The organism is Kiritimatiellaceae bacterium (assembly GCA_013141415.1).
GTDB lineage: Bacteria > Verrucomicrobiota > Kiritimatiellia > Kiritimatiellales > Tichowtungiaceae > Tichowtungia.
This window is the reverse complement of record JABFQY010000003.1, coordinates 589,166-615,609: the sequence shown is the minus strand read 5'-3', so window position 1 is coordinate 615,609 and position 26,444 is coordinate 589,166. Positions and strand designations below refer to the sequence as shown.

Below are 26,444 nucleotides of genomic sequence, written 5' to 3'. Positions count from 1 at the left end.
ATCAGCCGAAATGTTTTTCAATGTCGCGGACAATCATACGGATCATGTCGGCATCGACCTGAGATTTTTTCATCAGGCATGCGCGGTCAACCGCCAGTTTACAAACACGGTTGATCTGGCGGGGGCATCCGCCGGAAAATGAAAAGAGCGGATCTATGCTGTCCGGATTGAAAATATCCGCTTTTTCGGCGCCAGCGGTTTTTAGACGGTGCTCAAGATAAGGAACCATTTCCTCATACCGCAGATTTTTCAGATAGCAGAACATGCCGAGTCGCTGATAAATCTGCGGCAGGGCGCTCAGCTTGGCCTTTAGTTCCGGCTGGCCGGAGAGGATCACCGTCAGCACAGATTCCTGCTGATTGTAGTTGGTCAGACACTTCAGTTCATCAAGGCATTCTTCACTCAGGAACTGGGCTTCATCCAGAATCAGAATCAGGTGTTTGCCGATCGAGCTGACTTTGTTTTGCAGGAGCTGTTCGAACTCTTTCAGCAGGTAGTATTTGTCATCGGCCGATGCGACTTCACCTTTGCCGCGCAACTGCTGGTTGATTTCCGCCACGATATGTTCGAAGGGCAGGTGGGCGGTATGCAGTTTGATTGTCGTGTAGAGATCTTTACGCAGGCGGGATGTCAGCACATTCAGCACCATCGTTTTCCCGCTGCCGATTTCTCCGGTCATGGCACCCATGCCCATGCCGCGATCCGAAACAAGGTAGAGCAGACGCGCCAGCGCTTCGCCGTGTGCTTCGCTTTCATAGAAAAACTGCGCATCGCAGTTTGATTCGAACGGTGGTTGTCTCATCTTCCAGAAGGATAGATATTCCATAAGCTGTTACCTGCCTTTTGCCGGAGGAGAATAGATGATGGCACTCGCGTTTTAAAAGAAAAAACACAACCAATTGTATGCCAATGGATTTGGCGAAGTGGAGCGGGAGACGGGAGTCGAACCCGCGACGTCAAGCTTGGGAAGCTTGCATTCTACCACTGAATTACTCCCGCCGGAGAAAGCCCGCAAGATAGAGAATCAAAAGTTCGATGTCCAGTCTCTTGATTTTCCGTTCGTCCGGCAGGTTTCGCCGATAAATCGCTTGGCTTAAAGAAGCCGCTTCCTATAATGCGCGGAAAGCATTCGGTGCATTGGCACAAAGGAATCTTTTTTATGGACTCAGGCAAAAGAAATGAACCGGAAATGACAGCGCGAGGCAGAATCCTTGTTGGAACTCCCGGTATTATTTTCGGCTCCGCTGTTTTCGGTGCAGTGGCAACGGTTCTGGTTCTGCGCGCCATGCAGGGTGGAGTCGAAACCATTTCGACGACAGCTCTGTTGAGTTTTCTTTTGACCATGATTCTTTCCGTTGTTGCGATGGTTCTCGCTGTCGTTGCGATTTCGGTTAGCCGCACAGCTGAACGCGCGATCTCACAAAAATCGGCGGAAATGAACGCCATGCGGATGTCTATTGAGCGCGTGGAGTCGTCCGTTCTGCACATCGGCGAAGAAATTGCCGACAGCATCTACGACAACTTTGAAATACTCTCCGAGGAACTTCGGGAGAGTTTACTGTCGCACGATATGCCGTGTGCCGATATGACAGGGGCTGTTGAACAGTCGTCGGCTCAGGCTGTAACTATTGATGAGCAGCAGGAAAATCAGACACAACCTGAAGAAACAGGTTTCGTTGAAGAAAATCCTGTTCCGGTTATTCCGGCCCTGCCGGTTTCCGAGCCGGTTACGGACGGGATGCGCGAAAAGGCCGACAAAAAATACGGTGAGTTTAAAGACATTGTCCTGCTCGGCGTCGCCAACTATCCGGGTGTCATTTCCCGAAAAATCGGCGAAGGCCACTACCGCACCGAAGGCGACGAGCTGGTTGACGGTGTGTTTGTTATTCAGAATGAAAAGGTTGCCGTCTGTACCTTTTGTATTAACGACACCATCGTTGATCGGTTCATCGGCGAAACCGGCGACAGCTTTAACGGCTTTCTGCGTTCGCTTTTCAATGAACTCAAACGCGGACACTTTACCCGCGTGTTCCTCGTTTTTGACGGACAGCTGACCAACACCAGTCTGTACGCCGGAGCGCTGAACGGACTGAGCGGAAGAATTGACGCTGAAACCTTCTCCCGCTACGAACTGTTCGAAGGCACGCCCGATATTGTCATTCCTGAATTAACCGAGCGCGTTAGCCAGCTGATGGAAGAACCGCCTGCCGCCGAAGAAGAGACCGTCCCGGAACTTTCATTCCGCCGTCAGGTCGGCGCGTAAATCCTCATAATGCGGATATAAAGCCGGCCATTCCAAACGCTGGAAAAACCGGCTCGCAATTTTTCCGGAGTTCGGAAACACTGAAATCTCCCATGAACACCACGCATTCATCTTCCTCGTACCGCGCTCTGCTTCGCATTGCCGTGCCGCTGATTATCACCTCCGCCTCCTTCACCGTTCAGAATTTCTGCGACCGCATGTTTCTGGCCTGGTACAGCCCGGCAACCTTGCAGGCCGCCGTGCCGGCGGGAATTTTATTTTTCACGCTGGTGTGCGGCTTCATGTCCACGGCGGCATTTTCCAACAGTCTGGTGGCGCAGTATTACGGCAGCGGCGACCTGCACAGTTGCAGCCGCTCCGTGGCGCAGTCGATTCTGCTGGCGCTCTTTTCGTTTCCGCTGATTCTTCTGATGATTCCCGTCGGACGTTGGATGCTTTCGCTCAGCGGCCACGCGCCGGAGGTGCTGGCGGCGGAAAAAACCTATTTAACAGTTCTGCTGTCCGGCGGATTATTCCTGCCGCTTTCTTCCGCGGTCAGCAGTTTTTTTTCCGGTCGCGGGCTGACGAAAGTGGTTATGCTGTGTGCATTGCTCGGAACCTTTGTGAATCTGATCCTGAACTGGCTTCTGATTTTCGGCGTCGGCCCGTTTCCTGAAATGGGGATTGCCGGAGCGGCGCTGGCGTCGGTGATTTCCGGTTTCATTTCGCCGCTCATCATGCTGGGGCTCTATTTTTCAAAAAAGAACGACCGTCTCTACAACACGCGCCGTTTGTTTTATTTCGACGCCCCTTTATTCCGGCGGCTGCTCCGTTTCGGTGTTCCGTCAGGTATTCACATGACGCTGGATATCGGCGCGTTTTCGCTGTTTGTACTGCTGGTCGGGCGGCTGGGCGAAACGGCTTTCATGGCGGCGAACATTGCACTGAGCGTCAATATGATCGCGTTTATGCCCTCAATCGGAATCGGGCAGGCGGCCGGTACGCTGGTGGGGCAGCATCTGGGGCGGCGCGATCTGGACGGAGCTGCGGCGGTCGGCTGGCGTGCCGTGCATATCGGCTGGATTTATACCCTTTGCGCCGCGCTGACGTTTGTGCTGATGCCGGAGGTCTATATCCGTCTTTTTGCGCGCGGCGATGCGCCGTTCGATGAAATTTTCAATCTGGCCCGCACGTTGCTGATTTTCGCCTCCTGCTGGGGATTGATGGACGCCACGAATCTGATCATTTCCGGCGCGCTGCGCGGCGCAGGCGATACGCATTTTGTGATGTGGTACGAAACCTCCATGGCGTGGTTTTTTTTCGCGGCAGGCGAAGTGCTGATTGTGCTGGTGCTGAAACTCGGCGTGATCGCCGCCTGGGCCTGGGCGCTGGTTTATATCAGCCTGCTGGCGGTCGGAATGATTGCGCGGTTCCGGTCTAAACGCTGGCAGCTGATTGAGTTGATCGAGCGGCAGGAGACTCTGCCGGAAACGTCCGCCGACGGAATGCCGATGATTTAAGCCTGTATCTTCCGGTCGCGGATGATCTGCATAATCTCGCGCACCCAGATACATTCACATTCAACCGGGCAGGGATCCAATTCGTTTTTCCGGACGCAAAGATCCGGACAGCAGACCGGTTTATCGCTCCGTGAAGCCAGCATCGGGCGATTGCTCAGGCCGGTGAACGCTTTGACAGGTATGGCTAATGTGGTGAAACAGTTTTCGTGCAGATGGGTGAAGTAAAACAGACCGCCTTTCAGATCTTCGAAATAAACCTGATAGCCGGACAGCTCCAGCTCAGGGTCGGCCAGAAAATCTTCGAGCGTTTCCCAGTGTTTTGAACAGGTCGTGCAGATTTTGAACGGCTCGGTTTTCATAAAATAAAAAGGCGGCCCGGAGGCCGCCCTTGCGGCGGTTAGTGTTTAACAGCGACTTTTTCGCCTTTGGCCTGTCCGATGGCCGCGAGCAGCTTACCGAACCATTTCACGTCGATATCAAACGGCTTGCCGCCTTTGATGCGCGGGAACTCAATAGCACGAAGCATATCTTTCTGATCTTCGTCTTCGCCGACTACGCCGCTGATGCGCTTGAGTGCGCATTCGACCGCCTTGTTGGCGCAACGCTTGATCAGCTTGAGATCTTCCTTATTAGCGGCGGCGGCGCGGGCGAAATAGCCGCTCTTCTGCACCAGCACCTTTTCGGCGTTGAGCATTTCGGCGAACTGCTTGCCAAACCACTTGCCGGGATTGACGGCGTCGAGCTTGACGTGGCCGAAGGCATCGCGCGGAACTTCTTCACCGGCGGCGGTCATCTGTGCGACGATGGCTTCCAGTCCGGCGCCTTCCGAGATAAAGATGTTCACACAGTCATGTTCATCCATGATCTTTTTTAGGCGGGCCGCTTCGGCTTTAATGTCGATTGCCATTTCCGGAATGAAAATCGCGTGAACATCTTTACGCATTTTGCTCAGGCCGATGCCGGGAACAAAACCCATTTTGTTAAGCCGGTCGCGGTAAACCTGCGCGGTGTAGGCGGTCAGCCATCCGCAGTTGCGGCCCATCACTTCGTGAATGATCAGCATGCGCGGATTGGCATTATGCTCGGCCACGACGTTTTCAAAATATTTGGCGCCTTCTTCGGCGGCAGTCCACGCGCCGAGGCTCTGGCGGATCGGGAACACGTCGTTATCAATCGTCTTCGGCATGCCGACGACAGTCAGATCGTAGTTGTTGTCCTTCAGGTAAGCGGCCAGATCCGCGGCGGTGGTGTTGGTGTCGTCGCCGCCGATGGTATGAAGAACGTCCACGCCGTCTTTCACCAGCTGACGCGCGGCGACTTCCAGCGGATTTTCACCTTCTTTAACCAGACCGCGCTTCAGGCAGTCTTTGACATTGGTGAGTTTCACGCGGCTGTTGCCGATCGGGCTTCCGCCGTGTTTATGCAGAACGGACGCTTTGGCGCGGATGGCCGGAGTAACGGCAATCGATTCGCCGAGCAGCAGACCTTTGTAGCCGCTGGTATAGCAGATAATTTTAATTTTCGGTGCGACCTTGCTGTACTGCTCGATCAGGCCGCCGATGGCGGAGGAGAGACAGGGGGCCAGACCGCCTGCGGTGAGGATGGCAACTTTCTTCACGTCTTTCATGGGACAAATCCTTTTCAGCTCAGGGTTAAAAAACAAGCGCACCATGATGGGAAGTTCGGCTTTCAAGGCAAGGCAAAAAAACGTTTCTAGTGGTTGACTTCACCCGCCTGCATCGCTTTAATGCGCCCCTTGTTCCGCCGGAGGATTATCACAAAGGTGAACGCCTGAAATGAGTATTTCTAAACTGGCGGCCCCGAAAACGGGCTTAATTGGGCGGAACAGCAGGAAAACAGAAACCAGAAAACGGAGAGTTGAATGAAGTATAATGGACCCAAGATCAAGAAGGCGCGCCGCTTAGGCATCGCCCTGTCGCCGAAATGTGAAAAATTCCTCGAACGCCGCCCGAACCCGCCGGGACAGCACGGCCCTTCCAAGCGCCGCAGCAAACTGACCGACTACGGCAAACAGCTCATCGAAAAACAGCGCCTGCGCTATCAGTACAATCTGGCTGAGCGCCAGTTGCGCGGCTACTACGCCAAAGCTTCCCGCAAAATCGGCAACACCGCCGACATCATGCTGCAGCTTCTCGAAACCCGTCTTGACGCGGTTGTCCTGCGTGCCGGGTTTTCCCGCTCAATCTATCAGGCCCGCCAGATGGTCGGCCATGCTCACTTCCTTGTGAACGGCAAGAAGGTCAATATTCCTTCCTATCAGGTTCGTATCGGTGACGTCATCACTGTCCGTGACGGCAGCCGCGAGCTGGAAATATTCCCGGCCGCCCAGCAGATTGCCACCACACCGGCCTACCTGACCGTGGACGACAAAAAGCTGACCGCCACCCTGAGCCGCCTGCCGGAACACGGCGAAGTGCCGGTACAGTGCGAAGCCTCGCTGGTCGTCGAGTTCTACTCGCGCTAAGCGAAGCGGCCAGCCGCTTCTCAGAAAGGTCTCCGTGCAAACGGAGGCCTTTTTTGTTGCTCGCATCCTGCATCCCGCATCCCGTATCTTTTCTTCCATGCTGATTCGCGAAACAACGCTGACCGTTCTTGATTTCGAAACCACCGGTAGCGTACCCGGTTTCGATACCGAGCCGTGGCAGGTTGCGGCGGTCGTTCTGAAAAACGGACGCGTCGATCCGGCGCAAACTTTTGAAAGCCTCGTCCGCGTCGACATCAACCGACCCTTCAACGCCTACGCGCCGGGCAAACACCATAAACTGCGCGAAGAAATTGCCGCCGCCGATGAAGTTTCCAAGGTCTGGAAAAAGCTGGAAGGGTGGGTGATCGGCCGTCCGCTCGCCGCGCACAACGTCGCGACCGAAAAAAAGTTTCTGCGACAGATGGCACCAATGAACCATTTCGGGCCGTGGGTCGATACGCTGGCACTGGCGCGGCAGGCGTGGCCGAAAGCACCGTCGCATAAACTCGAAGATTTAATTGCCGGACTAAAACTAGAAGTCCGCGTCAGGGAACTTTGTCCGCGCGGCGAAGCCCACGACGCCCTCTACGACGCTGTTGCTTGCGCCGTTCTCCTTGAGCATCTCCTCACCCAGCCCGGCTGGGAAAAATTGACGATTGACGATTGATGATTTCCGATTGGGATTCCCAAGAAGGTGAAAGCGGTGTCTTTTTCACAACCTCCCTGCGGGAAGGTCGTCCTACAAGGTTATTGTAGGTCGAGCTTCTTCGGTATTCCGAAGAGCTTGAGAAAGACTGCGTTTGATTCTGCTCTGACCGGTTTCCGGAGGATTTTATGTTCCGACTGACGCAGGACGAGAAGGAAGAGGTGGTCACAAATTGTGACCACCTCAAAAAACTCAAGTTTTCACCGCAATTACCCGCCGCTTTCACTGAGCACGGCGCGATTATGGCGGCGACGGTGTTGAACAGTCCGGAAGCGGTAGCGATGAGCGTGTTTGTGGTGCGGGCGTTTGTCCTGATGCGTGAACGGCTGGCGGCGAATGCGGAAATTCTTCGTCGGCTAGCCGAAATTGATAAAACTCTACTGGAACACAATGGCGCGCTGGCCGTGATCTGGGAACAGCTTCAGCCGTTACTGACTCCGCCACCGGATCCGCCGCGCAAAAAGATCGGCTTTGATTTTTATCAGCAGGACGAATAACTGGCATTTGCAATTACCACTTCGTTGCTCCGCTTACCGTTCAAATGCAAGGCGCTGTCCGAGGATAGCGCCGTTCGTTTTGCCGTTCTGCCAGGCGATTTGGCCGGAGACGATGGTGGTGTCCACTGATGAACGGAAGGTGACGCCTTCGAACGGCGACCAGCCGCATTTATAGAGGATGTTTTCTTTGGCAACGGTCTGCGGGCGGTTCAAGTCAACCAGCACGAGGTCGGCCCAGTAGCCTTCGCGAATAAAGCCGCGCTCTTTGACGTTGAAGATGCGCGCCGGATTATGGGCGATTTTTGCGGCGATGGTTTCCAGCGAAAGCAACCCGCTGTGGAAATGTTCGAGAACGGCGGGCAGGGCGGATTGAATGACCGGCATGCCGGACGGAGCCGTCCAGTAGGTTCCCTGTTTTTCCTGCAAGGTGTGCGGCGCGTGGTCGGTGCCGATGGTATCGAGCCGATCAGTGAGCAGTCCGCGAAGCAGAGCTTTGCGATCGGAGGCGCGCTTAATCGCCGGATTACATTTCACCAGCGCGCCCTTGGTTTCGTAGGCGGTGTCGTCAAAGTGGAGATAATGAATACAGGCCTCGGCGGTGATTTTACGGACGGTTTCGTCGCGCTCAATATAGAACTCATTTTCTCGCGGACTGCTGATGCGGGCCACGCCGTCGTCAAACAATTCCAGCTCGCGGGCCGTGCTGATATGCAGGACGTGCAATCTCGTGTCGTGTTTGCGGGCAAGTTCAACCGCCAGTGCGCTGGAGCGGTAGCAGGCTTCCTCGCTGCGGATGTGCGGGTGCGCGGCAAACGGAGTCTTGTCGCCGTAGCGCTCGCGGAAAATCTGTTCGTGTTTCTGAATGATGCCGGCGTCTTCGCAGTGCGCGGTGAGATTGACCGGGCATTCGCGGAAGAGGTCTTCCAGAGTTTGGAACCGATCGACCAGCATATCGCCGGTGGATGAACCCATATACACTTTGACACCGCAGACGTTCTTCGGATCGACCGCTTTGATCTGGTCAATATTGTTGAGCGATGCACCGAGGTAGAAGGAATAGTTGACGGCCATTTTCTGCGCAGCGAGGGCGAACTTTTCTTCCAGCCGTTCGTTGGTGACGGTCGGCGGACTGGTGTTCGGCATTTCCATGACGGAGGTTACGCCTCCGGCGGCGGCGGCGCGCGATTCGCTCTGCATGTCGCCTTTATGGGTCAGGCCCGGCTCGCGGAAATGAACGTGGCAGTCGATCATGCCGGGCAGGAGGGCTTTGCCTTCGGCGTCGATCACGATGTCCGCCTGCGCGTCGATCGTCTTGTCGATCCGGTCAATCCGTCCGTGGCGAATGAGGATGTCAGCGGCGCGAATCGCACCATCGCTAACCAAATCAGCATTTTTTATGAGGATGCTTTGCATAGAAGTTTCTTCCGCCAGAGGATAATCACTGCGGCCAGAATCATAAAGGACGAATAGAGCTGACCTTTGGTGAGCCAGCCGAAGTAGATGGTGCTGTCGGGTTCACGGAAAAATTCGGAGGCGATGCGCATGACAGCGTAAATGACGAGGAATGCGGCACTCAGGCCGCCTTCGCGTTTGCCCCGGACGGTTCGGCGGATGAGCCAGAGAAAGGTGAACAGCAGGAGACCTTCGCCGAACGCTTCGTAAAGCTGCGACGGATGGCGCGGCGTTGGCGTGATATCTTCCGCCTGCGGAAAGATGACGGCCCACGGGACGTCGGTCGGGCGGCCCCAGAGTTCGCCGTTGATGAAGTTGGCGATGCGTCCGAAGAAAAGGCCGATCGGCGCGACGGCGGCGAGGCCGTCGGTGATATTCCAGAAGGAGATTTTCTTTTTCCACGCTGTCCAGAGTACGACGAGAATGACGCCGAGCATTCCGCCGTGACTGGCCATGCCGCCTTCCCAGACGCGAAAAAGAAAAAGCGGGTCATGGATGAAAATGTCCCACGCATAAAGAAGAACATAGCCGAGCCGTCCGCCGAGGAATACGCCGTAGATGGCGATGTGGATGATGAAGTTGCTGAGTTCATCCGGCGGGATCGCAAATTCTTTACGTTTGGACATGCGGAGCAGAAGCAGGTAGCCGCCGAGAAATCCGAGTAGATAGGCCAGACCGTACCAGCGAACGGCCAGTGGCCCCCAGATATGGAAAAGCACCGGATTGAGATTGTGCACCCAGTAGCTCATATCAGGCTCGAACCTCGCCAATGAAGTTTCCGGCTTAGAACCGAGAAATAGCTGTAGTCTGGAAGGCGCAGGAAGGCGACCGGTTTTTCGCTGCGGACAATCCGGATGGCATCACCTGTGTCGAGTTCTTCGACATCCTGTCCGTCGGCGGAAAGCACCAGTTTTTTGTGCGTGTGCTGTACGGTGATTTCGATGGTGTGTGAATCCGGCAGAACCAGCGGCCGGTTGCTGAGCGTGTGCGGGCAGATGACGCTGACACCAAAGACGCCCGCGCCGGGCTGAATGATGGGGCCGCCGGAAGAAAGAAAGTGGCCGGTACTTCCGGTCGGCGTGGCGACGACCATGCCGTCGCAGGCAAAGGATGTAATCGGTTCGCCGTTGATGGAGAGTCCAAGTGTGATGATATGCGATGAACCGCCGAAACCGATGACGGCGTCGTTTAAAATCCGGTAGCCAGCAACCGGTTTGCCGTGGCGCAGAACGGCGCAGTCGGCCACGGTGCGGATGTCGTGTTTGCATTTTCCGGCGGCCAGCGCGTCGAGAGCGACTTCGAGTTGATCTTCGCCGACGCTGGTGAGGAAGCCGAGACTGCCGAGATTGATTCCAAGAATCGGAACATTCGCGCCGTTCAGGAGTTTGGCGCAGAACAGAACGGTGCCGTCGCCGCCGAGCGCGAGCACAACATCAACGGTTTTCGCCATCCGGTCGAACTCAACGACGGTGGCGGACGGGAGAAGGTCGGCGGTCTGCCGGTCGGCAAACAGTTCGATGCCGAGTTCTTCGGCTTTCCGGGCGAGCCTGACGAAGAAGTCGGCGGCGTGCGGACGTTTAGGATTTGCAATCACACCGGCTTTTTTCATACCTTCGGATTGTTGCCAGAACCGGTCAGGGGCACAAGCACTTATTGAACGGGAAATCAGCGGAAAATGAGCACGCATGAGCAGTAAAACGATTGTTACCGCCTGCGATCACAACTTTGTTTGGGGCACTTATCTGCTTCTTCTCTCGTTGCGCCGTCACGGGGTTCAGCTTCCGGTGCATGTGGTGACGCATAATCTTGGTGAAGTGGACTGTGCACTGCTGCGCCAGATTGACAAGGTGACTTTGTTCAAAGCCTCCGATGAAGCCAACCACCGTAACATTGTTTACCAAAAGACGGCCGCCATTCTGACGGCGGAAACCGATCTGATTATGTGGATCGATTCCGACTGTATTGTTACCGGTGACATTACGCCGCTGATCGAGGTTGCCGGCGAAGGGTTGCAGATCCGGATGCGGCCGGAGGCAGAGATCGCCTACCTGTTCAAAAAGCGCTACGCCCGCGGCGAAAAGCGCGGAACCCTTCCGCGCCGGGTTCTGGAAATCTGGCAAAACGACATTGGCGAACGGCAGATTCCCGCCATTAACACATCCTGCAATGCGCACTGTTTCACGGTACATCGCAAACACCTCGATTTCATTCGTCGCTGGGACGCGCAGATTCGCAAGGTGATTTCGGATAATGCATCGGCTGGCGTGGTGAATGACCGCAGTTTTGCCTACTTCCTGCTCGACGAATCCGTTATGAGTTCAATGCTGGCGTTTTCCGAAGAACCGCCGCCGATTCACCGTTATGCTATGGACGCGGATCCGTCCCGCGCGGTGGTGCATTTCGGCGGCAGTCCGAAACCCTGGAGACGCTGGCTTCTGCGTAATATGGAATATTTCGACGAAGTCGTCGGTCTGCTGGAGTGGGCGGAGGCGAAAGGCTGGCTGCTGCCTGCCACGCCGTGGTTTCTTCAGCGGAAATATAAAACTCTCTGCCGACTGGGTGCGATGGCTTTTGAAGTGCGGCGCCAGTTGTGGGTCAGTGTGCGCAGATTCATTAAGAAAAACTACTGCTGATTTTATGGATGCAAACGATTCATCTCAGGGTGCAGGAAAAAAAGAAGCCTTTTTTGCCCGCGAAGCGGTTTCCGGAATTCCGTGGATGGTGGCCAGCAAGGCGATTCTCTTTTTCGTCTATTTTGCCATTTCCGTGCTGGTGGTGCGGTTGCTCGGCAGTACCGCCTACGGCGTTTACGCCATCTGCATGAACATTGCGGACTGGGCCGGTGTTTTTTGCGGATTGGGTCTGGTTTCTGCACTGTTCCGTTTTGTGCCCGAACTGGTGGTGCAGCGCAACGCCGCCGGACTGAAGCGCTTTATCTGGAAATCGTTGTGGTTGCAGGCGGCGACTACGTTTCTCGTCACGCTGCTGTTAGTGGTTTTAAAACCTTGGATGAATCGCTGGTTTCATATCGATTTCGGCCCATATCTTATTCTAACCGGTCTGCTGATCGGATTCAGCCTGCTCAAAGAAAACGTGTCCGCCATCGAAACCTCACTGTTCCGCACCAAACACATTTCCATACTCACTCTGGTGCGCGGCGTGCTCTGGCTGATACTTCTTCTTACCCTGCTTCGCGCCGTGCCGACCGTCGCTTCCGCTATCTGGGCGCAGATCATTTCCTATGCACTGGTTTACATGGCTGGCGCATGGCTCATGATGCGACACATTTACAATTTCAACTGGCGCTCCCCGCCGTACGGCATCGGGAAACGCCGTACCGCCAAATATTCCGCCGCCATCCTCAGCAACACGATCGTGCGGATGATGATGATGAAATACACCGAGGTGTTTTTTCTCGGTCTCACGGTCACGCCCGCCGTGATCGGTGCCTACGACCTCGGCTATTCCCTGCCGCCGCTGGTCATCTTCTTTATTCCCGATTCGTTGCACATGCTCTTCACCTCCGGCTTTGCCGAAGCCTACAGCCGCGACCCGAACTGCCTCGGCAGGCTCATCAAAGCCTACTACAAAATGGCGATTCTCTTCATGGTGCCGCTTGCCATTTTCGGTTTCTTTTTTGCTCCGGAGGCGGTGGTTCTGGTGTATGGCGATAGCATGGCTCTTGCGGGCCTCATCGCGTCCGGGTTCTGCCTCATCCATCTGTTTTCCACCATCTCCACGCCGCTCTCCATGGCCATCAAGGCCAAGGAACGAATCATGGCCACCATGCCGGTTATGATTCTTCAGATTGCCATCAATCTGGCTCTCGACTGGCTGTTGATCGTTTATTTCAATCTTGGAGTCTGGGGCGGCATGGGGGCTGTTGCTGGAACGTTCCTGATTTCCGCGCCGATCCGCCTCGCCGTTGTTAAAAAAATTCTGGGCGGCATCTTTTTCCCGATGGCATACATGCTCCGGATGACGTTAACTCTCATTATTCTGTCGAGCATCATGGATGTCGCCGTTGACCACTGGAACCTGCTGGGCCTTTTTGAAACCCGCTGGTTTAACGTGGTCACGCTCTTCGCACTCGGGGCGATCTACCTGCTCCTTTTCTTCGTCGCCATCCGGATGTTCCGGCTGGTCAAAGATGAAGACGTTGCCGACTTCCGCGCCCTCAATATCAAAAAACTCAACTTCGTCTTCGACCTGCTCACTCCGCGGCGCGGCTGATTTGTCCGGCAGGAAACTTGCCGGGCGGGGGCATTAGTGGTTAACTCCAAAACCTATGTTGGCAAAACGAATCATACCTTGTCTGGATGTAACCGGCGGCCGCGTCGTCAAAGGCGTCAAATTTGTCGAACTGCGCGATGCCGGCGACCCGGTGGAGTGCGCCAAAGCCTACGAAGCGCAGGGCGCTGACGAACTGACCTTTCTCGACATCACCGCTTCCAGCGACGGACGCGACACGATGGTGGATATTGTCCGTCGCGTCGCCGAACAGGTTTTTATGCCGCTCACCGTCGGCGGTGGAATCCGTACGCCCGCCGACGTCCGCCGCATGCTCAATGCCGGAGCCGACAAAGTTTCGTTCAACACCGCCGCCGTCAACAATCCGGAAATCCTCAACGTCTGTTCCGAACAGTTCGGCAGTCAGTGTACCGTGCTGGCGATTGATGCCCGCCGGAACGACAACGGTTTGTGGACAGTTTACACGCATGGCGGACGCAATCCGACGCCGATGGATGCCATCGAATGGGCGCAGGAAGGCGTCGCGCGCGGCGCAGGGGAAATTCTGCTGACCAGCATGGACGCCGACGGCACGAAGAACGGTTACGATTTAAAACTCACCCGCGCCATTTCCGAAGCGGTCGGCGTTCCGGTCATCGCCTCCGGCGGCGCGGGAACGCTCAATCATCTGGTCGAAGCGGTCACCGTTGGTAAAGCCGACGCCGTACTCGCCGCCTCGATCTTTCACTTCGGCGAATTCACCATTCGCCAAGTGAAAGAATACATGCGCTCGAAGGGCGTAACGGTACGGTTGTAACGCGCCGTTCGAAGCACGCCGCCTTATTCGTAATCCTCAATCCGCCACTCATCGTGCCAGTCGAGATAGGCCATTTCGCCGTCAAAGCGCACCGGCAGCCAGACGTAGTCGGCAATGGAAGTGTTTTGCTCGGGGAAGTTAGGCATCCAGCGGTCGGCCAGAGCGATATACAGGTTTTCTTTACCTGGATGTTTAAAAACACTGGTGATCTGCGACTGATAGGATTTGTGCTCGGTATCTCCGGGATGCGGATCGCCCAGCACCTTCCACGGGCCGTGATAGCTCCACGCACAGGCGACTTCGCTTTGGTTCGGATAGTAACCGGTTGTCCCGGAGGTGAACATATAGTGCATGCGACCCCGTCGGAAATAGGCCGGTGCTTCACGGACAGAGGGCGGTCCCATGAGAGGAAAGTGTGTCGAATAATAGCCGGTGACATCGGTGTAGTCCTCGGTCAGGTCGGCGCAGATCAGTTCGCTGTGTACGCGTTCAAAGTAATAGTAGGCTTTTCCGTCGGTTGGCTCGACGACTAGGTCGAAATCGCCGCAGCTCATGCCGAGCGGTCTGGTTTTCTTGATTACAGTGTACGGCCCGGTGATAGCATCGGCGGTTGCGATGACCGGATACTGGATGCCGCCTCCGCCCATGATTTTTACCCACATGACGAATTTACCGGTCTTGGCGCAGAACAGAATGTGCGGACGATCCATGCACTGTGCCGGATGCAGCGGATTTTCTCTGTCCTCGGGCACCGGCGGCAGCACGAGACCGATATCTTCCCAGTTGTAGAGATCCTTTGAGCGGTACATGCGGACGCCCCAATGCCAGATTCCGGAGTCGGGCAAAGTTTTTTCTTTGTTCTCGCCGTACCAGTAGAACGTGTCGCCGATGGTAATGATGGATCCGGCGTGGGCGTGAATGCGGTTGCCGTTGGTATCCAGCCAGACTTTGCCGGGATGAAAACTCGTGTACATGGTGAATCCTTTCGTCGGTAACTTCCTTGATGAAAACCGTTGCAGAGTAACGATTGACGGGTCGGATTACAAAGCGAACTTTCCGTTTCGGTGAATTCACCATCCGCCAGATCAAAGAATACCTGCGCTCAATAGGGCAGGAGAAATGTAGACGCGACGCCCTCGTCGCGTTTATCTGTGGTTGAGATAGCTGTAACCATCCAAAGGTGGAGCGGGCACTCTGTGCACGCTTAAACGCGCCGAGACGGCGCATTCCACCTGGAGCAACGCGACGAGGGCGTCGCGTCTACCTTAAGACTGGCAGGGTTCAGGGCGGCTGTGTATATTGCCGGTCTTCAAACGGAGAAAATCATGAGCAAGGAATTGGAAGAAGGGCAGAAACTCGAACTCGACTGGAACAAGCTGGAGAAGGCGGTTGCCGGCACCAAGGGAATTATTCCGGTTGCCGTTCAGCACGCCGATACCAAGGAAGTGATTCTGGTCGCCTACATCAATAAGCTGGCGTTCGAAGAATCGCTGAAGCGCAAGATGCTGGTGCTGTGGAGTTCGTCGCGGCAGGAGCTTTGGATCAAAGGTCTGACCTCCGGCGAAACCTTTGAGCTGCTCGAAGCGCGCGTCAACTGCGAGCAGAACTCACTGCTGTTCATCGTCCGTCCGAATCGCGGCGGAATCTGCCACACCAAGAACGACGCAGGCCAGCCGCGCAACTGCTACTACCGCAAAATTGACTTCGGCACTCTTCAGCTCGAAAACACTGACCGTTGATGAAAGCACGGCTCCAGCCAGACGAATCCGCCTCGCCGTCCGGAAGCCTCCGGATCGTTGAGGTGGATACGTTTCCGGAGCTTGGGAAACATGCCGATGCCTGGGCGGAGCTGCTGCTTCAATCGACCACCGCCTCGCCGATGCTGTCGTATCCGTGGATCAGCGCGTTTTTTGAACACCGGCTGATTCCCGGCGAACGCTGGCTCTGCCTTTTTGCGTACGAAGGCGACCGGCTGGTCGGCGTGCTTCCACTGATTACGGTTCGTTCGTACAAACTGCCGCTCCGTCCGGTTCTGCTGTTTAAAATGCCGCATGATCTTCTGCATACGGCATCGGTTGACTGTCTGACTTTGCGCGGACGGGAAAATCTGCTCGGAACATTCATTAAGCATCTTCAGGTTTCGCGCAAAGGCTGGCCGCTGATCCGGTTCCGGTCGCTGCCGGACAGTTCGCCGTCCATGATTTGCTTTAAGCAGAAGGAATGTTCTGCGGTCTGCCGTCCGGCGGGCGCGGAAAACTTTATCCGGCTTCCGGTAGATTACAATGCGTACCACGAAGGGCTGTCGCACGGCTTTCGCCGTCAGCTCAAGCGGCGCGGGCGCAAACTCGAGGAGCTGCCGGACGTCCGTTTTCTCCTCCGCGAAACCAGCCGGACGGTCGCTGAAAATCTGGCGCACTTTATGGAGGTTGAGAGCAGCGGCTGGAAGGGCGAGCGGAATTCGGCGATTCAAGACGACAGAGAGAACGCCGCACTTTTTCTCGCGGCGGCAGAACGGCTCGAGCGGCACGGCTGGATGGAGTGGAATTTTCTGGAAGCGGATGGGAAAACGATTGCCGCGCACTTTGCCATGCGGATTAACCGCACGCTGTATGTGATTAAAATCGGTTACCGCGACGACTATTCGTTTTGCACGCCGGGCAATCTTCTGTTCGCCAAGGTGATTGAAAATTCCATCGCGCAGGGCGATGTGGACGAAATCAACTGCATGGCGGTTTGCGACTGGCATAAGGAATGGAACGTCCAGGGTCGTTCGCTTTACGATCTGGTTGTGTTCCCCCGCATTCCGGTTTTTTCGGCGTTGATTTGTTCCGCGGCCCGCATGCTTAAGGCGCACAAATGAATAAAACCGCTCTGCTGCGTGCCGTGATTACCGAACTGGAGAACGATCTCCGCCGTCAGCGGGCGGCGAATCAGCAGGCTTCCGCTGGCGCGACCGATGGCGAGGCGCGCGCCGAAACCAAGTGGGACACCTGCGGGCTGGAATCGTCCTATCTGGCGCGCGGCCACGCCATGCAGTTTAAAGCGCTGGTCGCTGATCTCGAAACGTTGCGTACCTTCATGATTCCGGTTTATGACAGTTTGCCTATCGGCGTTGGCGCGCTGGTTGAGACAGAACTGGATAAGGAAAAGATGCTTTGCTTTCTGCTGCCGTGCGCCGGCGGCATCGAGGTTAATTTTGAAGGACTCGCGGTCAGTGTGATTACCCCGTCGTCGCCGATCGGTGCGGCGCTGATGGACAAAAAGCCGGGCGGTAAATTTTCATTCCGCGCCGGCTCAACCGGAAAGATTTTATCTGTTTCATGAAAACGCCGCGCAAACACCGTCCGCGAGGATTGGAAATTCTTTTTGAAGACCGCGACCTGCTGGTGATCAACAAAGAGCCCGGTCTGCTGACGATGAGTTTTCACCGCGACGAAACGCAAACTGCCGAACGGGTTTTGACCGATTATTTGCGTAAAGGCGCGGCCCGTTCCCGGTTGCGTGCCTTTGTGGTTCACCGGCTCGACCGCGAAACATCCGGCCTGCTGATCTTCGCCAAGACCGAAGCCGTTCAGCAGCATCTCAAAGATCACTGGAAGGAAGTAGAGAAAGAATATTTGGCCATCGCCAACGGATCGCTGGCGCAGAAATCCGGAACGCTTTCGAGTTATCTGGCGGAAAATGACGATCAGTTTGTCTATTCAACCGACCAGACGAAAGGGAAGTGGTCGGAGACGCAGTACACCGTCGTGCGGGAAAACAAACTGTTCAGCGAACTGAAAATCAATCTGCTGACAGGCCGGAAGAATCAGATCCGTGTTCATTTGGCCGAACTCGGTCATCCGGTGGTCGGCGACACGAAGTACGGCCCCAAAGGAAAAAAGTTTGAGCGGATGGCTCTGCACTCCCGCCGCATCGCATTCAATCATCCGCACAGCAGAAAGCGGATGGGTTTCGAAGCTCCGGTTCCGGCGTTTTTCGGCAGGCTGATGGAACAGCCGTAGGCTACTTATTCTTCCACTTCTGTTCGCGCAGGGATTTTTCGTTGGCGGCGGTTTCCTGCCGCATGCGGATAAAGTTTTCGTAGCGCGCTTTCGGAATCGTTCCGGCTTCAACCGCCGCTTCAATCGCGCAGCCTTTGGTTTTGGTGTGCGCACAATCTCTGAACCGGCACTGACCTTCCAGCGCAGTGAGTTCTTCAAAGGTATCTTTGATTCCGGCGCCGGTATCCAGATGGCCGAGTTCACGCATGCCGGGCGTGTCGATTACCAGCGCACCGTTATTCAGCACGATCAGTTCGCGCCACGTCGTGGTATGAATGCCTTTGCCGTCGCTTTCACGGACGGGCAGGGTGAAATATAAATCCTCTTCGCCAAACAAGCTGTTGATCAGCGAGGTTTTGCCGACTCCGGACGCGCCGATCAGACAGTATGTTTTTCCGCGCTGGAAAAGTTTCTGAACTTTTTTCAGGCCAGAACCGTTGGTGTTGCTGAAAGCGAAAACCGGTACGTTCGTCAGGCGGGCTTCCACTTCAGCCAAACGCTCTTTCAGTTCTGTGGCGGACAGCAGGTCTTTTTTGGTGAGCAGAACGACCGGTTCGATGCCGCTCTCGTTCACGATGGAAAGATAGCGCTCCAGCTTCGGCAGATTAAATCCCTTGTCCAGCGTATGAACCACGAAGGCCGTGTCGATATTGGCGGCGATCAGCTGGTGGCTGACTTCTTTGCCCGCCGTTTTGCGCTTCAGCGTATTCTGCCGTTCCAGCACGGAGTGAATCATCGCGAAATCGCCGCCGTCAAAATTGGTCGCCAGCACCCAGTCGCCGACTGTCAAATAGTCATTGGTGGTGCGGGCCTCGCGGCGCAACTTGCCGGTGGTTTTTGCCGGACGGGTTTCGGTGCCGTCGCTGATGTCGCACCAGCCTTTGTGTACGGCGGTAATGCGGGCCGGCTTGCAGTCCTTGGAAACAGAAGCGTCGGCCTGTTCCTTGAACCACGTATTAAAACCAAATTCTTCTAAGGTTTCAGGACTGCTCATTTTTCGCTCCACAAGAAATTAGGACTCACGCTTTTTGTCTCAAACCGGATTTCCGGTCTCAGCAGATTGCTGATGTCGGTCAGGAAGTCAGGATGTGCCAGTTTTTCTTCAAGGTTGAGCCGGAGCTGCTTTTCCGTTACTGGCGTGCCGTCAGTTTCCATGATCTGATGAAAGGCCTGCATGACAACTGGCCAGTTGATAGCGGTGTGCTGGTCGGCGTACCAGAGATCGAACAGGTCGCGACCTTTGCGCCGTTGGTAGAGGGCCCTGACTTTAGTCGCCAGAAGTTCTTCCAGTTTAAAGGTGGTGAGATCAACTTTGCCGCTGAACCACGGCGAGTCAACGGAATAACTTTTTTTGACCGGGCCGAAAACGAATTGATGTTCACGGCAGTTGATCTCAATTTTCAGCCGCATATTGATCACCGGTTCGACCTCGGTTTGAAACCGGAAGAGCAGGGTGGTGTTGCGATCCTTTTGTTTGATTTTCGGAGCGTCAAGAAAATGGAACAGCTTGCGGAGCCGGTCAACAACCGGCCCGATCGGTTCGGGGCGGATTTGAACCAGATCAATATCTTCGGAGTAGCGCGGAGCGGGAGAAAAATAGAGTTTATGCAGGGCTGTGCCGCCGCGAAAGGCGAGCGTGTTCGCGAGCAGACCGTCGGAAAAAAGTTCGACCAATGATCGGGAAATCACCAGATCCTGCTCCACCTGCGCATCGCTGACCCACGGCGCGGTCTGTTTCCATGCGGTAATAAAGGCGCGGGGAATCACAGCTCAGCCTCCAGATCGACGTTAATGGACACTTTCCACTTTTTGCTGACGGGGCTGTTCGCTTTATCGGCGGATGGATTGAGCGGGATGTGGAAGAAATTGCGGGCCAGCAGTTCGGTGTAAAGTATATCAGCCAGCTCCTTCTTATTGAGGATTTCATCCAGCACAAAGCCAAGGCGTTGCAATGCAGTGGATGGAACGGAATCGCCGACGACCTGCTTTAACTTCGCAGGGGTCAGCAGTTCACTCAATTCTTCCAGCACCGCGGTTACCGCCGGAAGTCCTCCGGACTGTTTCAGATAAATCATCAGGTCGAGTGCAGTCAGTTCCGGCGAGGATACGGCGACGTATCCGGCCGGAGTTTTTTTCTGTTCGATGCCGGTCTGCGGCATTTCCGATTTAACCGGGAAGCAGATTTTCAGGTTGTTATATTGAATCGGGCGAATCGGCGGTCGGATGGTGATGACCGAAAAAGTCTGCGGTTGCTGGTGTCCGGCTCCGTGCAATGCGGCTGCCGACAGAAGTCCGGCATAATACGGACGGTTCAGGTAACGCATGAAATCCTCCATGAACATTTCCGGCGGCAGAATTCCTGCGTTTCGGTGCTCCGGCGGGATGATGACGTAAAATCCATTTCGAATCTGAAGAATCAGCTTATTCCGGGTCAGTCGTTGCAAACATTGCCGTATCGCCGCTTCATTTGCATTGAACTTTTCATGCAGTTCATTGCGGGTAAAGAAGTAGCGCCCGCTGGATAGCAACGATTCGATATAGCTGTCTAAGTAGGGCTTCATTAGGTTTCGTTTGCAAAATGTATGGATAATCCATTCGTTTTGCAAACAAAAACTAATCCAGAAAGCGGGCGGTAAGTCCGCTGTAGGCGTCGATCCGCCGGTCGCGCAGGAACGGCCATGCGCGCCGGACGGTTTCACTGCGCTTGCCGTCAAGTTCAACGACCAGTTCGGTTTCTCCGTCTGGTTTTGCCTGCGCCAGCAGTTCACCTTGGCATCCGGCGACAAAACTCGATCCCCAAAACTGCGCGCCGCCATTGCCGCAGGGAGAAGGTTCGAAACCGGTACGATTGACACTCAAAACCGGAATGCCGTTGGCGATGGCATGCGAACGCTGAATCGTGATCCACGCCTCGCGCTGACGCGCTTTTTCGCCTTCCTTTTCGTTCGGATCCCAGCCGATCGCCGTCGGATAAATCAGAATTTCCGCGCCCGCCATCGCCATCAGGCGCGCGGCTTCCGGATACCACTGATCCCAGCAAACCAGCACGCCGAGCGTGCCGACCGACGTTTTGATCGGCGTAAAGCCGAGGTCGCCGGGAGTGAAGTAAAATTTTTCGTAATAACCGGGGTCGTCTGGAATGTGCATCTTGCGGTATTTGCCGGCGATTGTTCCGTCGCTTTCAATCACCACGGCGGCGTTGTGGTAAAGGCCCGCCGCGCGTCTTTCAAACAGTGAAGTGACGATGACAATACCGAGATCTTTCGCCAGTTCGCCGAATGTTTGGGTGGACGGGCCGGGAATTTTTTCGGCGAGTTCAAAATTTTGCGTATCTTCGGTTTGGCAGAAATAGAGGCCGGTGTGAAGTTCCTGTAACGCGACCAGCTTCGCGCCTTGTTCCGCGCAACGGCGGATGGCGGTGATGCTTTTTTCAATGTTGGCCTTGCGGTCGGCGGTACACGACTGTTGAACCAGTCCGACGATTAGTTTTTCCATCACAAAACTCCTTTGGGAATCTGCATCGTCACGCAATGAAGCGAGCCGTGCTGCAGAATCAGTATGGAACAGTCTATACCGATGATTTCACGGTTCGGGAATGCTTTTCCGACGGTTTCCAAGGCTTGGGAATCGGCGGGGTCATTATAGGTTGGAACCAGCACGGCGCCGTTGATGACGAGGAAATTGGCGTAGGTGGCGGGCAGGCGTTTGCCGGAGCCGTCGAATTTCGCCGCTGGCCACGGGAGAGGAATCAGACGGTACGGCCTTTTTTTCAGCTCGTCTTCCATGTTGCGGAGTGCCGGATAGTGTTCGTCGGCCGGGTCGGGACATTGCATATAGAGAACGGTGCTGTCGGGGCAGAACCGGGCGAGGGTGTCGATATGTGCGTCTGTATCGTCGCCGGCCAGCCCGCCGTTTTCCAGCCAATGGAAGTTTTTGATCTCCAGTTCATCGGTTAACAGCTGTTCGATCTGCGCTTTGTTAAACTGTGCGTTGCGATTCGGATTCAACAGACATTCGGCAGTCGTCAGCAAGGCTCCTTCGCCGTCGCTTTCGATGCTTCCGCCTTCGAGAATCAGGTCAACGGTACGCAGCGGCGTATTGCCGAAAGCGCCGGCCGCATAAAGTTTGGTGCTGATCTGATTATCGAGTCCGGCTTTAAATTTTCCGCCCCAGCCGTTGAAGGTGAAATCGAGCAGGATCGGCTGACCGTTTTCATAAATCGTGATCGGCCCGAAGTCGCGCGCCCAGACGTCGTTGGATTCAATTTCGTACAGCGCGACATTTTTCATGTTGATACCGCGCGCCGCCAGTTTGGTTCGCATGCACTCTTCATCGGGAACGACGACGATCAGTTTTTCAAAACGCGTCACGGCTTCGGCAATATCCATGAAGACCGCTTCGACTTCATTCAGGTACGGAGCCCAGGCGGTTTGTGCGTGCGGCCAGCAGATCAGTACGGCATCCTGCGGCTCCCATTCGGCGGGAAGGCGAAGGGAGGGAGTAATGGAGTATGGGAGTGTTGGAGTATGGGAGTTGTTGGGTTTGCTTCTCATGTATGCAGAACTCCGATACTCCATTACTCCGTTACCTGGCCCAACAGGGCCGCTGTCGTTTCCCAGTCGATACAGGCGTCGGTGATGGACTGTCCGTATTTAAGATGATTGCTGATCGGCTGACTGCCCGCTTCGATAAAACTTTCCAGCATGGCGCCGATGACGGGACAGTCCGGCTGTTTGCGCTGTTCGAGCAGTTCGTTCCAAACCTCGGACTGGCGCGCCGGATTTTTTCCGGAATTGGCATGTGAGCAATCGACCATCATAAATTCCGGCAGTCCGGCGGCGCGCAGTTTTTCGGCAGCCGCCGCGACTTCGTCGGCGTGGTAGTTGGTTTTTCCGCCGCCGCCGCGCAGTACCAGATGCGTGTCGGGATTGCCGCGCGTTTTAACGATACTGCTGCGGCCGTCCTGATCGATGCCGAGGAAGCTGTGCGGCGAACGGCAGGCGAGCAGGGCATCAATCGCGCGCTGGACGCTTCCGTCGGTGGCATTTTTGAGGCCGACCGGCATGGAAAGTCCGCTAGTCATTTCGCGGTGCGTTTGCGATTCGATGGTGCGCGCGCCGATGGCGGCCCAGCTGACGAGGTCGGCAATGTACTGCGGAATAATCGGGTCGAGAAATTCGGTGGCGACCGGCAGACCCAGCGCGGTGATATCGAGCATGAGCTGGCGTGCGGCGCGCAGGCCGTATTCCATGTCACAGGAATCGTCGAGGTGCGGATCGTTGATGAAGCCTTTCCAGCCGATGGTGGTGCGCGGTTTTTCAAAATAGACCCGCATGACGATCTGGTGGCGTTCTTTTACTTTTTCGTTGAGCGCGGCGAGGCGGCGGGCGTAGTCGAGCGCGGCGTCTGGATCGTGAATTGAGCAGGGGCCGACGATGACCAGCAGGCGAGGGTCAAGCCGTTCCAGCACGGCGCGAATGGCTTCGCGGCCAGCGGTGACGGTTTCCCGCGACACGTCGGTTAACGGCAGCTCTTTTTTCAGTTTTTCCGGCGTGATGAGCTGGGTGACGCTCTCGACGCGCAGATTTTCAATGGGGCAAAATGGTTTCATCGGCGCGGAGTATAGCGGTGTTTGCAACCATTTGGAAACCGGCAGTACTGGTTTATTTTCCAGACCTTGTATCTCGCGCAATTGAGAGAAAACGCTCTCTGTGATTATAAATTATCACTCGAATCAAAATCTAACGTGACATAGGAAAGCGAAATGGTATGGTTTAGATATTGAAGATATTCAGAATGCGTGTAAACAAAGTCATTTTAACCGGATTTTTACTGGCTCTGCTCGGCGGCGCAACACAAGGCGCGGCGGCGGAGGCAGATGGCTGGTATAAGGAAGTTCGTGATCTGTATTACGGAATTTCTGTTCAGGTTCGCTATTACCCCGGCGATGTCGAGCTGAGCAAGCGGGTCTGGGCTTATCTGGAAAGTATCGACAATGTATTTAACGACTATAAAGCTGGGAGCGAAGTTTCGGATATTAACCATCTGAATGCCGCCGGAACTGTGACTCTTTCTCCCATGCTGGCGGAAGCCTTCGAAAAGTCCCGGCAGTCCTGGCAGTTGAGTGAAGGCGTGTTTGATATTTCCTGTGCACCGATTCGCAATCTGTGGAAGCAGGCGGCAAAGAGAGGCGTTTTACCGTCCGATGCCGAGGTGTCCGCCGTCCGTGAACGTTGTGGACTGAATCTGACCGGGCAGACCGGAAACCAGCTGACGCTTTCCAAATCCGGACTTCAGTTTGATTTCGGCGGCATTGTTAAAGGCATCATCGCCGATCATGTGATTGAAATGCTGAAAGCGGGCGGAGCGCAGAGCGCGCTGGTTCAAATCGGCGGCGAAACGGCTGCTTTTGGTGTTTCACAGAAGAACCGGCCTTTCCGAATTGCCGTGCAACATCCGGAAAACCGCGACGACACGTGGTGCGTAATTCATGATCCGGGGAAAGGACTCTCGGCGTCCACCAGCGGCAACTATGAACAGCCGATCATGATCAACGGAAAAGAATTTTACCACATCATGGATCCGCGCACCGGCTATACGGCGAAAACGGATATTCTCTCGGTGAGTATCGCCTTTCCGGAAACCGGGAAGAACTGGCTGGCCGACACGCTGTCAACGACCGGTGTCATACTTGGCCCTGAAAAAACTTTTGCAATTATTAAGCCGCTTGGCGGCGAAGCGTTGTTTCTGATTCGTGAGAACGGTCAGATCAAGGAAGTGAAAAGTCCGGGGTGGGGGATATTCGAATGATCCATAGCGTAAAATGCAATCGGGATTGTATCGGGTGCGGCAATTGTGAACGGACCTGCAAAGGGATTTTTCGTCTGACCTACACCGTTCACGCTGAGGCCGTCGGACGCGACTATGAGAAGCATCACAAGCAGTTGCTTAATGCCTATTATTCCTGTCCGGTGCAGGCCATCGAACTGGAAGGGGACGATCCTTCCTTGCAGATTTCTTGGTACAAGGCGCTGATTATTGAGAAGACACCGGTTTCGAATACGGCGATGGAGGTTCGGCTGAAGACTGCGCTGAACGAATTTAAACCCGGCCAGTATGTCACCGTGCGTTTTAAGGATGATATCGGCTATTTCAACCGCGCCTATTCGATTGTCGATATGCGGGACGGGACCGTCACTCTGTGCGTGACTTTGGTTCAAGGAGGGCGCGGCAGTTCGTTTTTCGTCAACTACGAAGTCGGCGGCGAAGTAGAGGTTACGGAACCTAAAGGCGGTTTTTGTTTACAGGAAACGAAAAATCCCAAGGTGTTTGTAGGCACCGGTACCGGCGTGGCCCCGCTGGTGGCGATGATTGAAAGCTGTCCGGACGTTAAGAAGACTCTCTATTTCGGACAGCGAAAAGAAAAAGACCTGTTCTATCTCGACCGGCTGGCGAAAATCCCGAATCTCGACGTGTACACCTGTCTTGATTTCGCCGATGACGACTGGGCCGGATTGCGCGGACGGGTGACGGATCATTTTCTCAACTATCCACTGACCAAGGACACAGAAGTGTACACCTGCGGCAGCGACCCGATGATGAACGGGTTGCGGGACATCCTGAAAAAGAAGAGGCATCCGGCGAAACTGTTTTTCAAGGAGAGTTTTGCCAGCGGTGCTGCGCCCGGGGCTAGTGAGTCCAGCCTGCTCTGGCGCACCTGCGTGCGGAATTTGCATATCTACGCCTCGCTGGCGATGAGTGTTCTTTTTCTTTTCTTCGGACTCAGCGGATTTCTGGCAAGCCGTCCGTCGCTCTTCAATTCAGAAACCCGCTTTGAAGTGCCGGAAAATATTCAGATTGAACAGGCTGAGCTGTGCGGCTACTTAAAAGCCAAGTTACCAGCGGGCGTAGTCGCAAAAGATTTTTCACTGCAGAACGAATCGGCGTCCATCCGTTTCGAAGATATGGCAGGGGGACGGTTTGATGTTGCGGTCAGTCTGCCGGATCGTAGCTATACCGTGACGGAAAGCCATGTGCTTCCGGCGGATTCGGACTCCAGGACTGGATTGCAGTTGGCACAGGAACTGGCGCGAAAGTATTCTGGGAAACTGGATGCAGGTTCGGTGGAGGACGGTAAAGAGAAGATTCAGTTTAATGTCGAATCGGTTTGGGCGAACACGGCGGTCGTGGTGGATAAGACACAGAAGCGGTACGAGGTTCATCAGTCGAAAAACCGCTTGGCCGCCGCGCTGGTTCAGCTTCACCGGGGTAAAAAGAGCAGTCCGGTACAACGTGTGCTGATTGATCTGACCGGTATCTTTATGGTTATCGCTACGCTGACAGGAATTATAATGGGGGTGCAATCCAGAAATCCTGTTATGCGCAACACGGCAATAATCTTAGTTGTTGTTTCAGTGGTTCTTGCGGCGATAATGATGCTTAACCGATAGAA

At 55.0% G+C, this 26,444-nt stretch carries 27 protein-coding genes and 1 tRNA gene; 14 read left to right on the top strand and 14 right to left on the bottom strand.

Annotated features, from left to right (window positions below; all coding sequences use genetic code 11):
• Position 1: 1 nt before the first annotated feature.
• Both HOO88_06920 and HOO88_06915 read right to left on the bottom strand, forming a co-directional pair.
• Positions 2-826, bottom strand: a complete 825-nt coding sequence (locus HOO88_06920; protein NOU36485.1) for an AAA family ATPase — start codon at positions 824-826, stop codon at positions 2-4.
• A 98-nt stretch (positions 827-924) separates the two neighbouring features.
• Positions 925-999: transfer RNA gene (locus HOO88_06915), tRNA-Gly, on the bottom strand.
• Between the two features lie 160 nt (positions 1,000-1,159).
• Here HOO88_06915 and HOO88_06910 point away from each other — a divergent pair.
• Together HOO88_06910 and HOO88_06905 are read left to right on the top strand one after the other, a co-directional pair.
• Positions 1,160-2,263 (top strand): hypothetical protein, encoded by a 1,104-nt coding sequence (locus HOO88_06910; protein ID NOU36484.1) that lies wholly within the window; start codon positions 1,160-1,162, stop codon positions 2,261-2,263.
• 92 nt (positions 2,264-2,355) lie between these two features.
• Complete coding sequence (locus HOO88_06905; protein ID NOU36483.1) at positions 2,356-3,762, top strand: MATE family efflux transporter; 1,407 nt, start codon at positions 2,356-2,358, stop codon at positions 3,760-3,762.
• Here the strand turns inward: HOO88_06905 and HOO88_06900 are convergent.
• Both HOO88_06900 and HOO88_06895 read right to left on the bottom strand, forming a co-directional pair.
• Complete coding sequence (locus HOO88_06900; protein ID NOU36482.1) at positions 3,759-4,121, bottom strand: hypothetical protein; 363 nt, start codon at positions 4,119-4,121, stop codon at positions 3,759-3,761. The two genes, HOO88_06905 and HOO88_06900, sit on opposite strands and share 4 nt — an antisense overlap.
• Positions 4,122-4,159: 38 nt before the next feature.
• A complete protein-coding gene (locus HOO88_06895; protein NOU36481.1) occupies positions 4,160-5,389 on the bottom strand; it encodes a pyrophosphate--fructose-6-phosphate 1-phosphotransferase in 1,230 nt (409 codons plus the stop codon).
• Between the two features lie 255 nt (positions 5,390-5,644).
• Between HOO88_06895 and rpsD the strand changes: the two genes are divergently transcribed.
• From rpsD to HOO88_06880, 3 genes are all read left to right on the top strand, one after another.
• Positions 5,645-6,247, top strand: a complete 603-nt coding sequence (rpsD, locus tag HOO88_06890) for a 30S ribosomal protein S4 (protein NOU36480.1) — start codon at positions 5,645-5,647, stop codon at positions 6,245-6,247.
• 34 nt (positions 6,248-6,281) lie between these two features.
• Positions 6,282-6,914: a 3'-5' exonuclease gene (locus tag HOO88_06885; GenBank protein ID NOU36479.1), complete on the top strand. Its 633-nt coding sequence runs from the start codon at positions 6,282-6,284 to the stop codon at positions 6,912-6,914.
• Positions 6,915-7,081: 167 nt separating this feature from the next.
• A complete protein-coding gene (locus HOO88_06880) occupies positions 7,082-7,450 on the top strand; it encodes an ORF6N domain-containing protein (GenBank protein ID NOU36478.1) in 369 nt (122 codons plus the stop codon).
• 33 nt (positions 7,451-7,483) lie between these two features.
• Here the strand turns inward: HOO88_06880 and HOO88_06875 are convergent, their stop codons facing one another.
• The 3 genes from HOO88_06875 to HOO88_06865 are packed head-to-tail and all read right to left on the bottom strand — an operon-like array spanning position 7,484 to position 10,511.
• Positions 7,484-8,863 carry a dihydroorotase gene (locus HOO88_06875; GenBank protein ID NOU36477.1) on the bottom strand — a complete coding sequence of 460 codons (1,380 nt, stop codon included), beginning with the start codon at positions 8,861-8,863 and terminating at the stop codon, positions 7,484-7,486.
• Positions 8,845-9,651 (bottom strand): prolipoprotein diacylglyceryl transferase, encoded by an 807-nt coding sequence (locus HOO88_06870; protein ID NOU36476.1) that lies wholly within the window; start codon positions 9,649-9,651, stop codon positions 8,845-8,847. Before HOO88_06870 ends, HOO88_06875 begins: the two co-directional genes overlap by 19 nt.
• Positions 9,648-10,511 carry an NAD(+)/NADH kinase gene (locus HOO88_06865; GenBank protein ID NOU36475.1) on the bottom strand — a complete coding sequence of 288 codons (864 nt, stop codon included), beginning with the start codon at positions 10,509-10,511 and terminating at the stop codon, positions 9,648-9,650. The genes HOO88_06870 and HOO88_06865 overlap by 4 nt, the downstream gene beginning before the upstream one ends.
• A 76-nt stretch (positions 10,512-10,587) precedes the next feature.
• Here HOO88_06865 and HOO88_06860 point away from each other — a divergent pair, with 76 nt between their 5' ends.
• Genes HOO88_06860 through hisF form a run of 3 tightly spaced genes read left to right on the top strand, consistent with a single transcriptional unit; the run spans position 10,588 to position 13,949 of the window.
• Positions 10,588-11,535 (top strand): hypothetical protein, encoded by a 948-nt coding sequence (locus HOO88_06860; GenBank protein ID NOU36474.1) that lies wholly within the window; start codon positions 10,588-10,590, stop codon positions 11,533-11,535.
• A gap of 4 nt (positions 11,536-11,539) precedes the next feature.
• Complete coding sequence (locus tag HOO88_06855; GenBank protein NOU36473.1) at positions 11,540-13,135, top strand: oligosaccharide flippase family protein; 1,596 nt, start codon at positions 11,540-11,542, stop codon at positions 13,133-13,135.
• A 55-nt stretch (positions 13,136-13,190) separates the two neighbouring features.
• Positions 13,191-13,949, top strand: a complete 759-nt coding sequence (gene hisF / locus HOO88_06850) for an imidazole glycerol phosphate synthase subunit HisF (protein ID NOU36472.1) — start codon at positions 13,191-13,193, stop codon at positions 13,947-13,949.
• A gap of 23 nt (positions 13,950-13,972) precedes the next feature.
• Here hisF and HOO88_06845 read toward each other — a convergent pair whose 3' ends face one another.
• Positions 13,973-14,923 (bottom strand): family 43 glycosylhydrolase, encoded by a 951-nt coding sequence (locus HOO88_06845; protein NOU36471.1) that lies wholly within the window; start codon positions 14,921-14,923, stop codon positions 13,973-13,975.
• A 348-nt stretch (positions 14,924-15,271) separates the two neighbouring features.
• On the opposite strand from HOO88_06845, the gene HOO88_06840 reads away from it, so the two are divergent.
• From HOO88_06840 to HOO88_06825, 4 genes are read left to right on the top strand one after another with little or no spacing between them, the layout of a single operon-like run.
• Positions 15,272-15,688, top strand: coding sequence for a phosphoribosyl-AMP cyclohydrolase (locus HOO88_06840; protein NOU36470.1), 417 nt, complete (start codon positions 15,272-15,274; stop codon positions 15,686-15,688).
• Positions 15,688-16,809 (top strand): GNAT family N-acetyltransferase, encoded by a 1,122-nt coding sequence (locus tag HOO88_06835; GenBank protein NOU36469.1) that lies wholly within the window; start codon positions 15,688-15,690, stop codon positions 16,807-16,809. Before HOO88_06840 ends, HOO88_06835 begins: the two co-directional genes overlap by 1 nt.
• On the top strand, positions 16,806-17,273 hold the full coding sequence (locus HOO88_06830) for a transcription elongation factor (GenBank protein ID NOU36468.1): 468 nt from the start codon (positions 16,806-16,808) through the stop codon (positions 17,271-17,273). Before HOO88_06835 ends, HOO88_06830 begins: the two co-directional genes overlap by 4 nt.
• A complete protein-coding gene (locus HOO88_06825; GenBank protein NOU36467.1) occupies positions 17,270-17,953 on the top strand; it encodes an RluA family pseudouridine synthase in 684 nt (227 codons plus the stop codon). Before HOO88_06830 ends, HOO88_06825 begins: the two co-directional genes overlap by 4 nt.
• Before the next feature lies 1 nt (position 17,954).
• Here HOO88_06825 and rsgA read toward each other — a convergent pair whose 3' ends face one another.
• From rsgA to HOO88_06795, 6 genes are read right to left on the bottom strand one after another with little or no spacing between them, the layout of a single operon-like run.
• On the bottom strand, positions 17,955-18,986 hold the full coding sequence (gene rsgA, locus HOO88_06820) for a ribosome small subunit-dependent GTPase A (GenBank protein ID NOU36466.1): 1,032 nt from the start codon (positions 18,984-18,986) through the stop codon (positions 17,955-17,957).
• Positions 18,983-19,759, bottom strand: a complete 777-nt coding sequence (locus HOO88_06815) for a nucleotidyl transferase AbiEii/AbiGii toxin family protein (protein NOU36465.1) — start codon at positions 19,757-19,759, stop codon at positions 18,983-18,985. Before HOO88_06815 ends, rsgA begins: the two co-directional genes overlap by 4 nt.
• Positions 19,756-20,553 carry a hypothetical protein gene (locus HOO88_06810; GenBank protein ID NOU36464.1) on the bottom strand — a complete coding sequence of 266 codons (798 nt, stop codon included), beginning with the start codon at positions 20,551-20,553 and terminating at the stop codon, positions 19,756-19,758. Before HOO88_06810 ends, HOO88_06815 begins: the two co-directional genes overlap by 4 nt.
• A 52-nt stretch (positions 20,554-20,605) precedes the next feature.
• Positions 20,606-21,487, bottom strand: a complete 882-nt coding sequence (locus HOO88_06805) for a carbon-nitrogen hydrolase (protein NOU36463.1) — start codon at positions 21,485-21,487, stop codon at positions 20,606-20,608.
• A complete protein-coding gene (locus HOO88_06800; GenBank protein ID NOU36462.1) occupies positions 21,487-22,545 on the bottom strand; it encodes an agmatine deiminase family protein in 1,059 nt (352 codons plus the stop codon). Before HOO88_06800 ends, HOO88_06805 begins: the two co-directional genes overlap by 1 nt.
• A gap of 23 nt (positions 22,546-22,568) precedes the next feature.
• Complete coding sequence (locus HOO88_06795) at positions 22,569-23,603, bottom strand: 3-deoxy-7-phosphoheptulonate synthase (protein ID NOU36461.1); 1,035 nt, start codon at positions 23,601-23,603, stop codon at positions 22,569-22,571.
• A 185-nt stretch (positions 23,604-23,788) separates the two neighbouring features.
• Here HOO88_06795 and HOO88_06790 point away from each other — a divergent pair, with 185 nt between their 5' ends.
• The gene (locus tag HOO88_06790; GenBank protein ID NOU36460.1) at positions 23,789-24,802 is read left to right on the top strand and encodes an FAD:protein FMN transferase; all 1,014 of its coding nucleotides are present in this window, start codon (positions 23,789-23,791) and stop codon (positions 24,800-24,802) included.
• The gene (locus HOO88_06785) at positions 24,799-26,442 is read left to right on the top strand and encodes a hypothetical protein (GenBank protein NOU36459.1); all 1,644 of its coding nucleotides are present in this window, start codon (positions 24,799-24,801) and stop codon (positions 26,440-26,442) included. Before HOO88_06790 ends, HOO88_06785 begins: the two co-directional genes overlap by 4 nt.
• Positions 26,443-26,444: the final 2 nt, after the last annotated feature.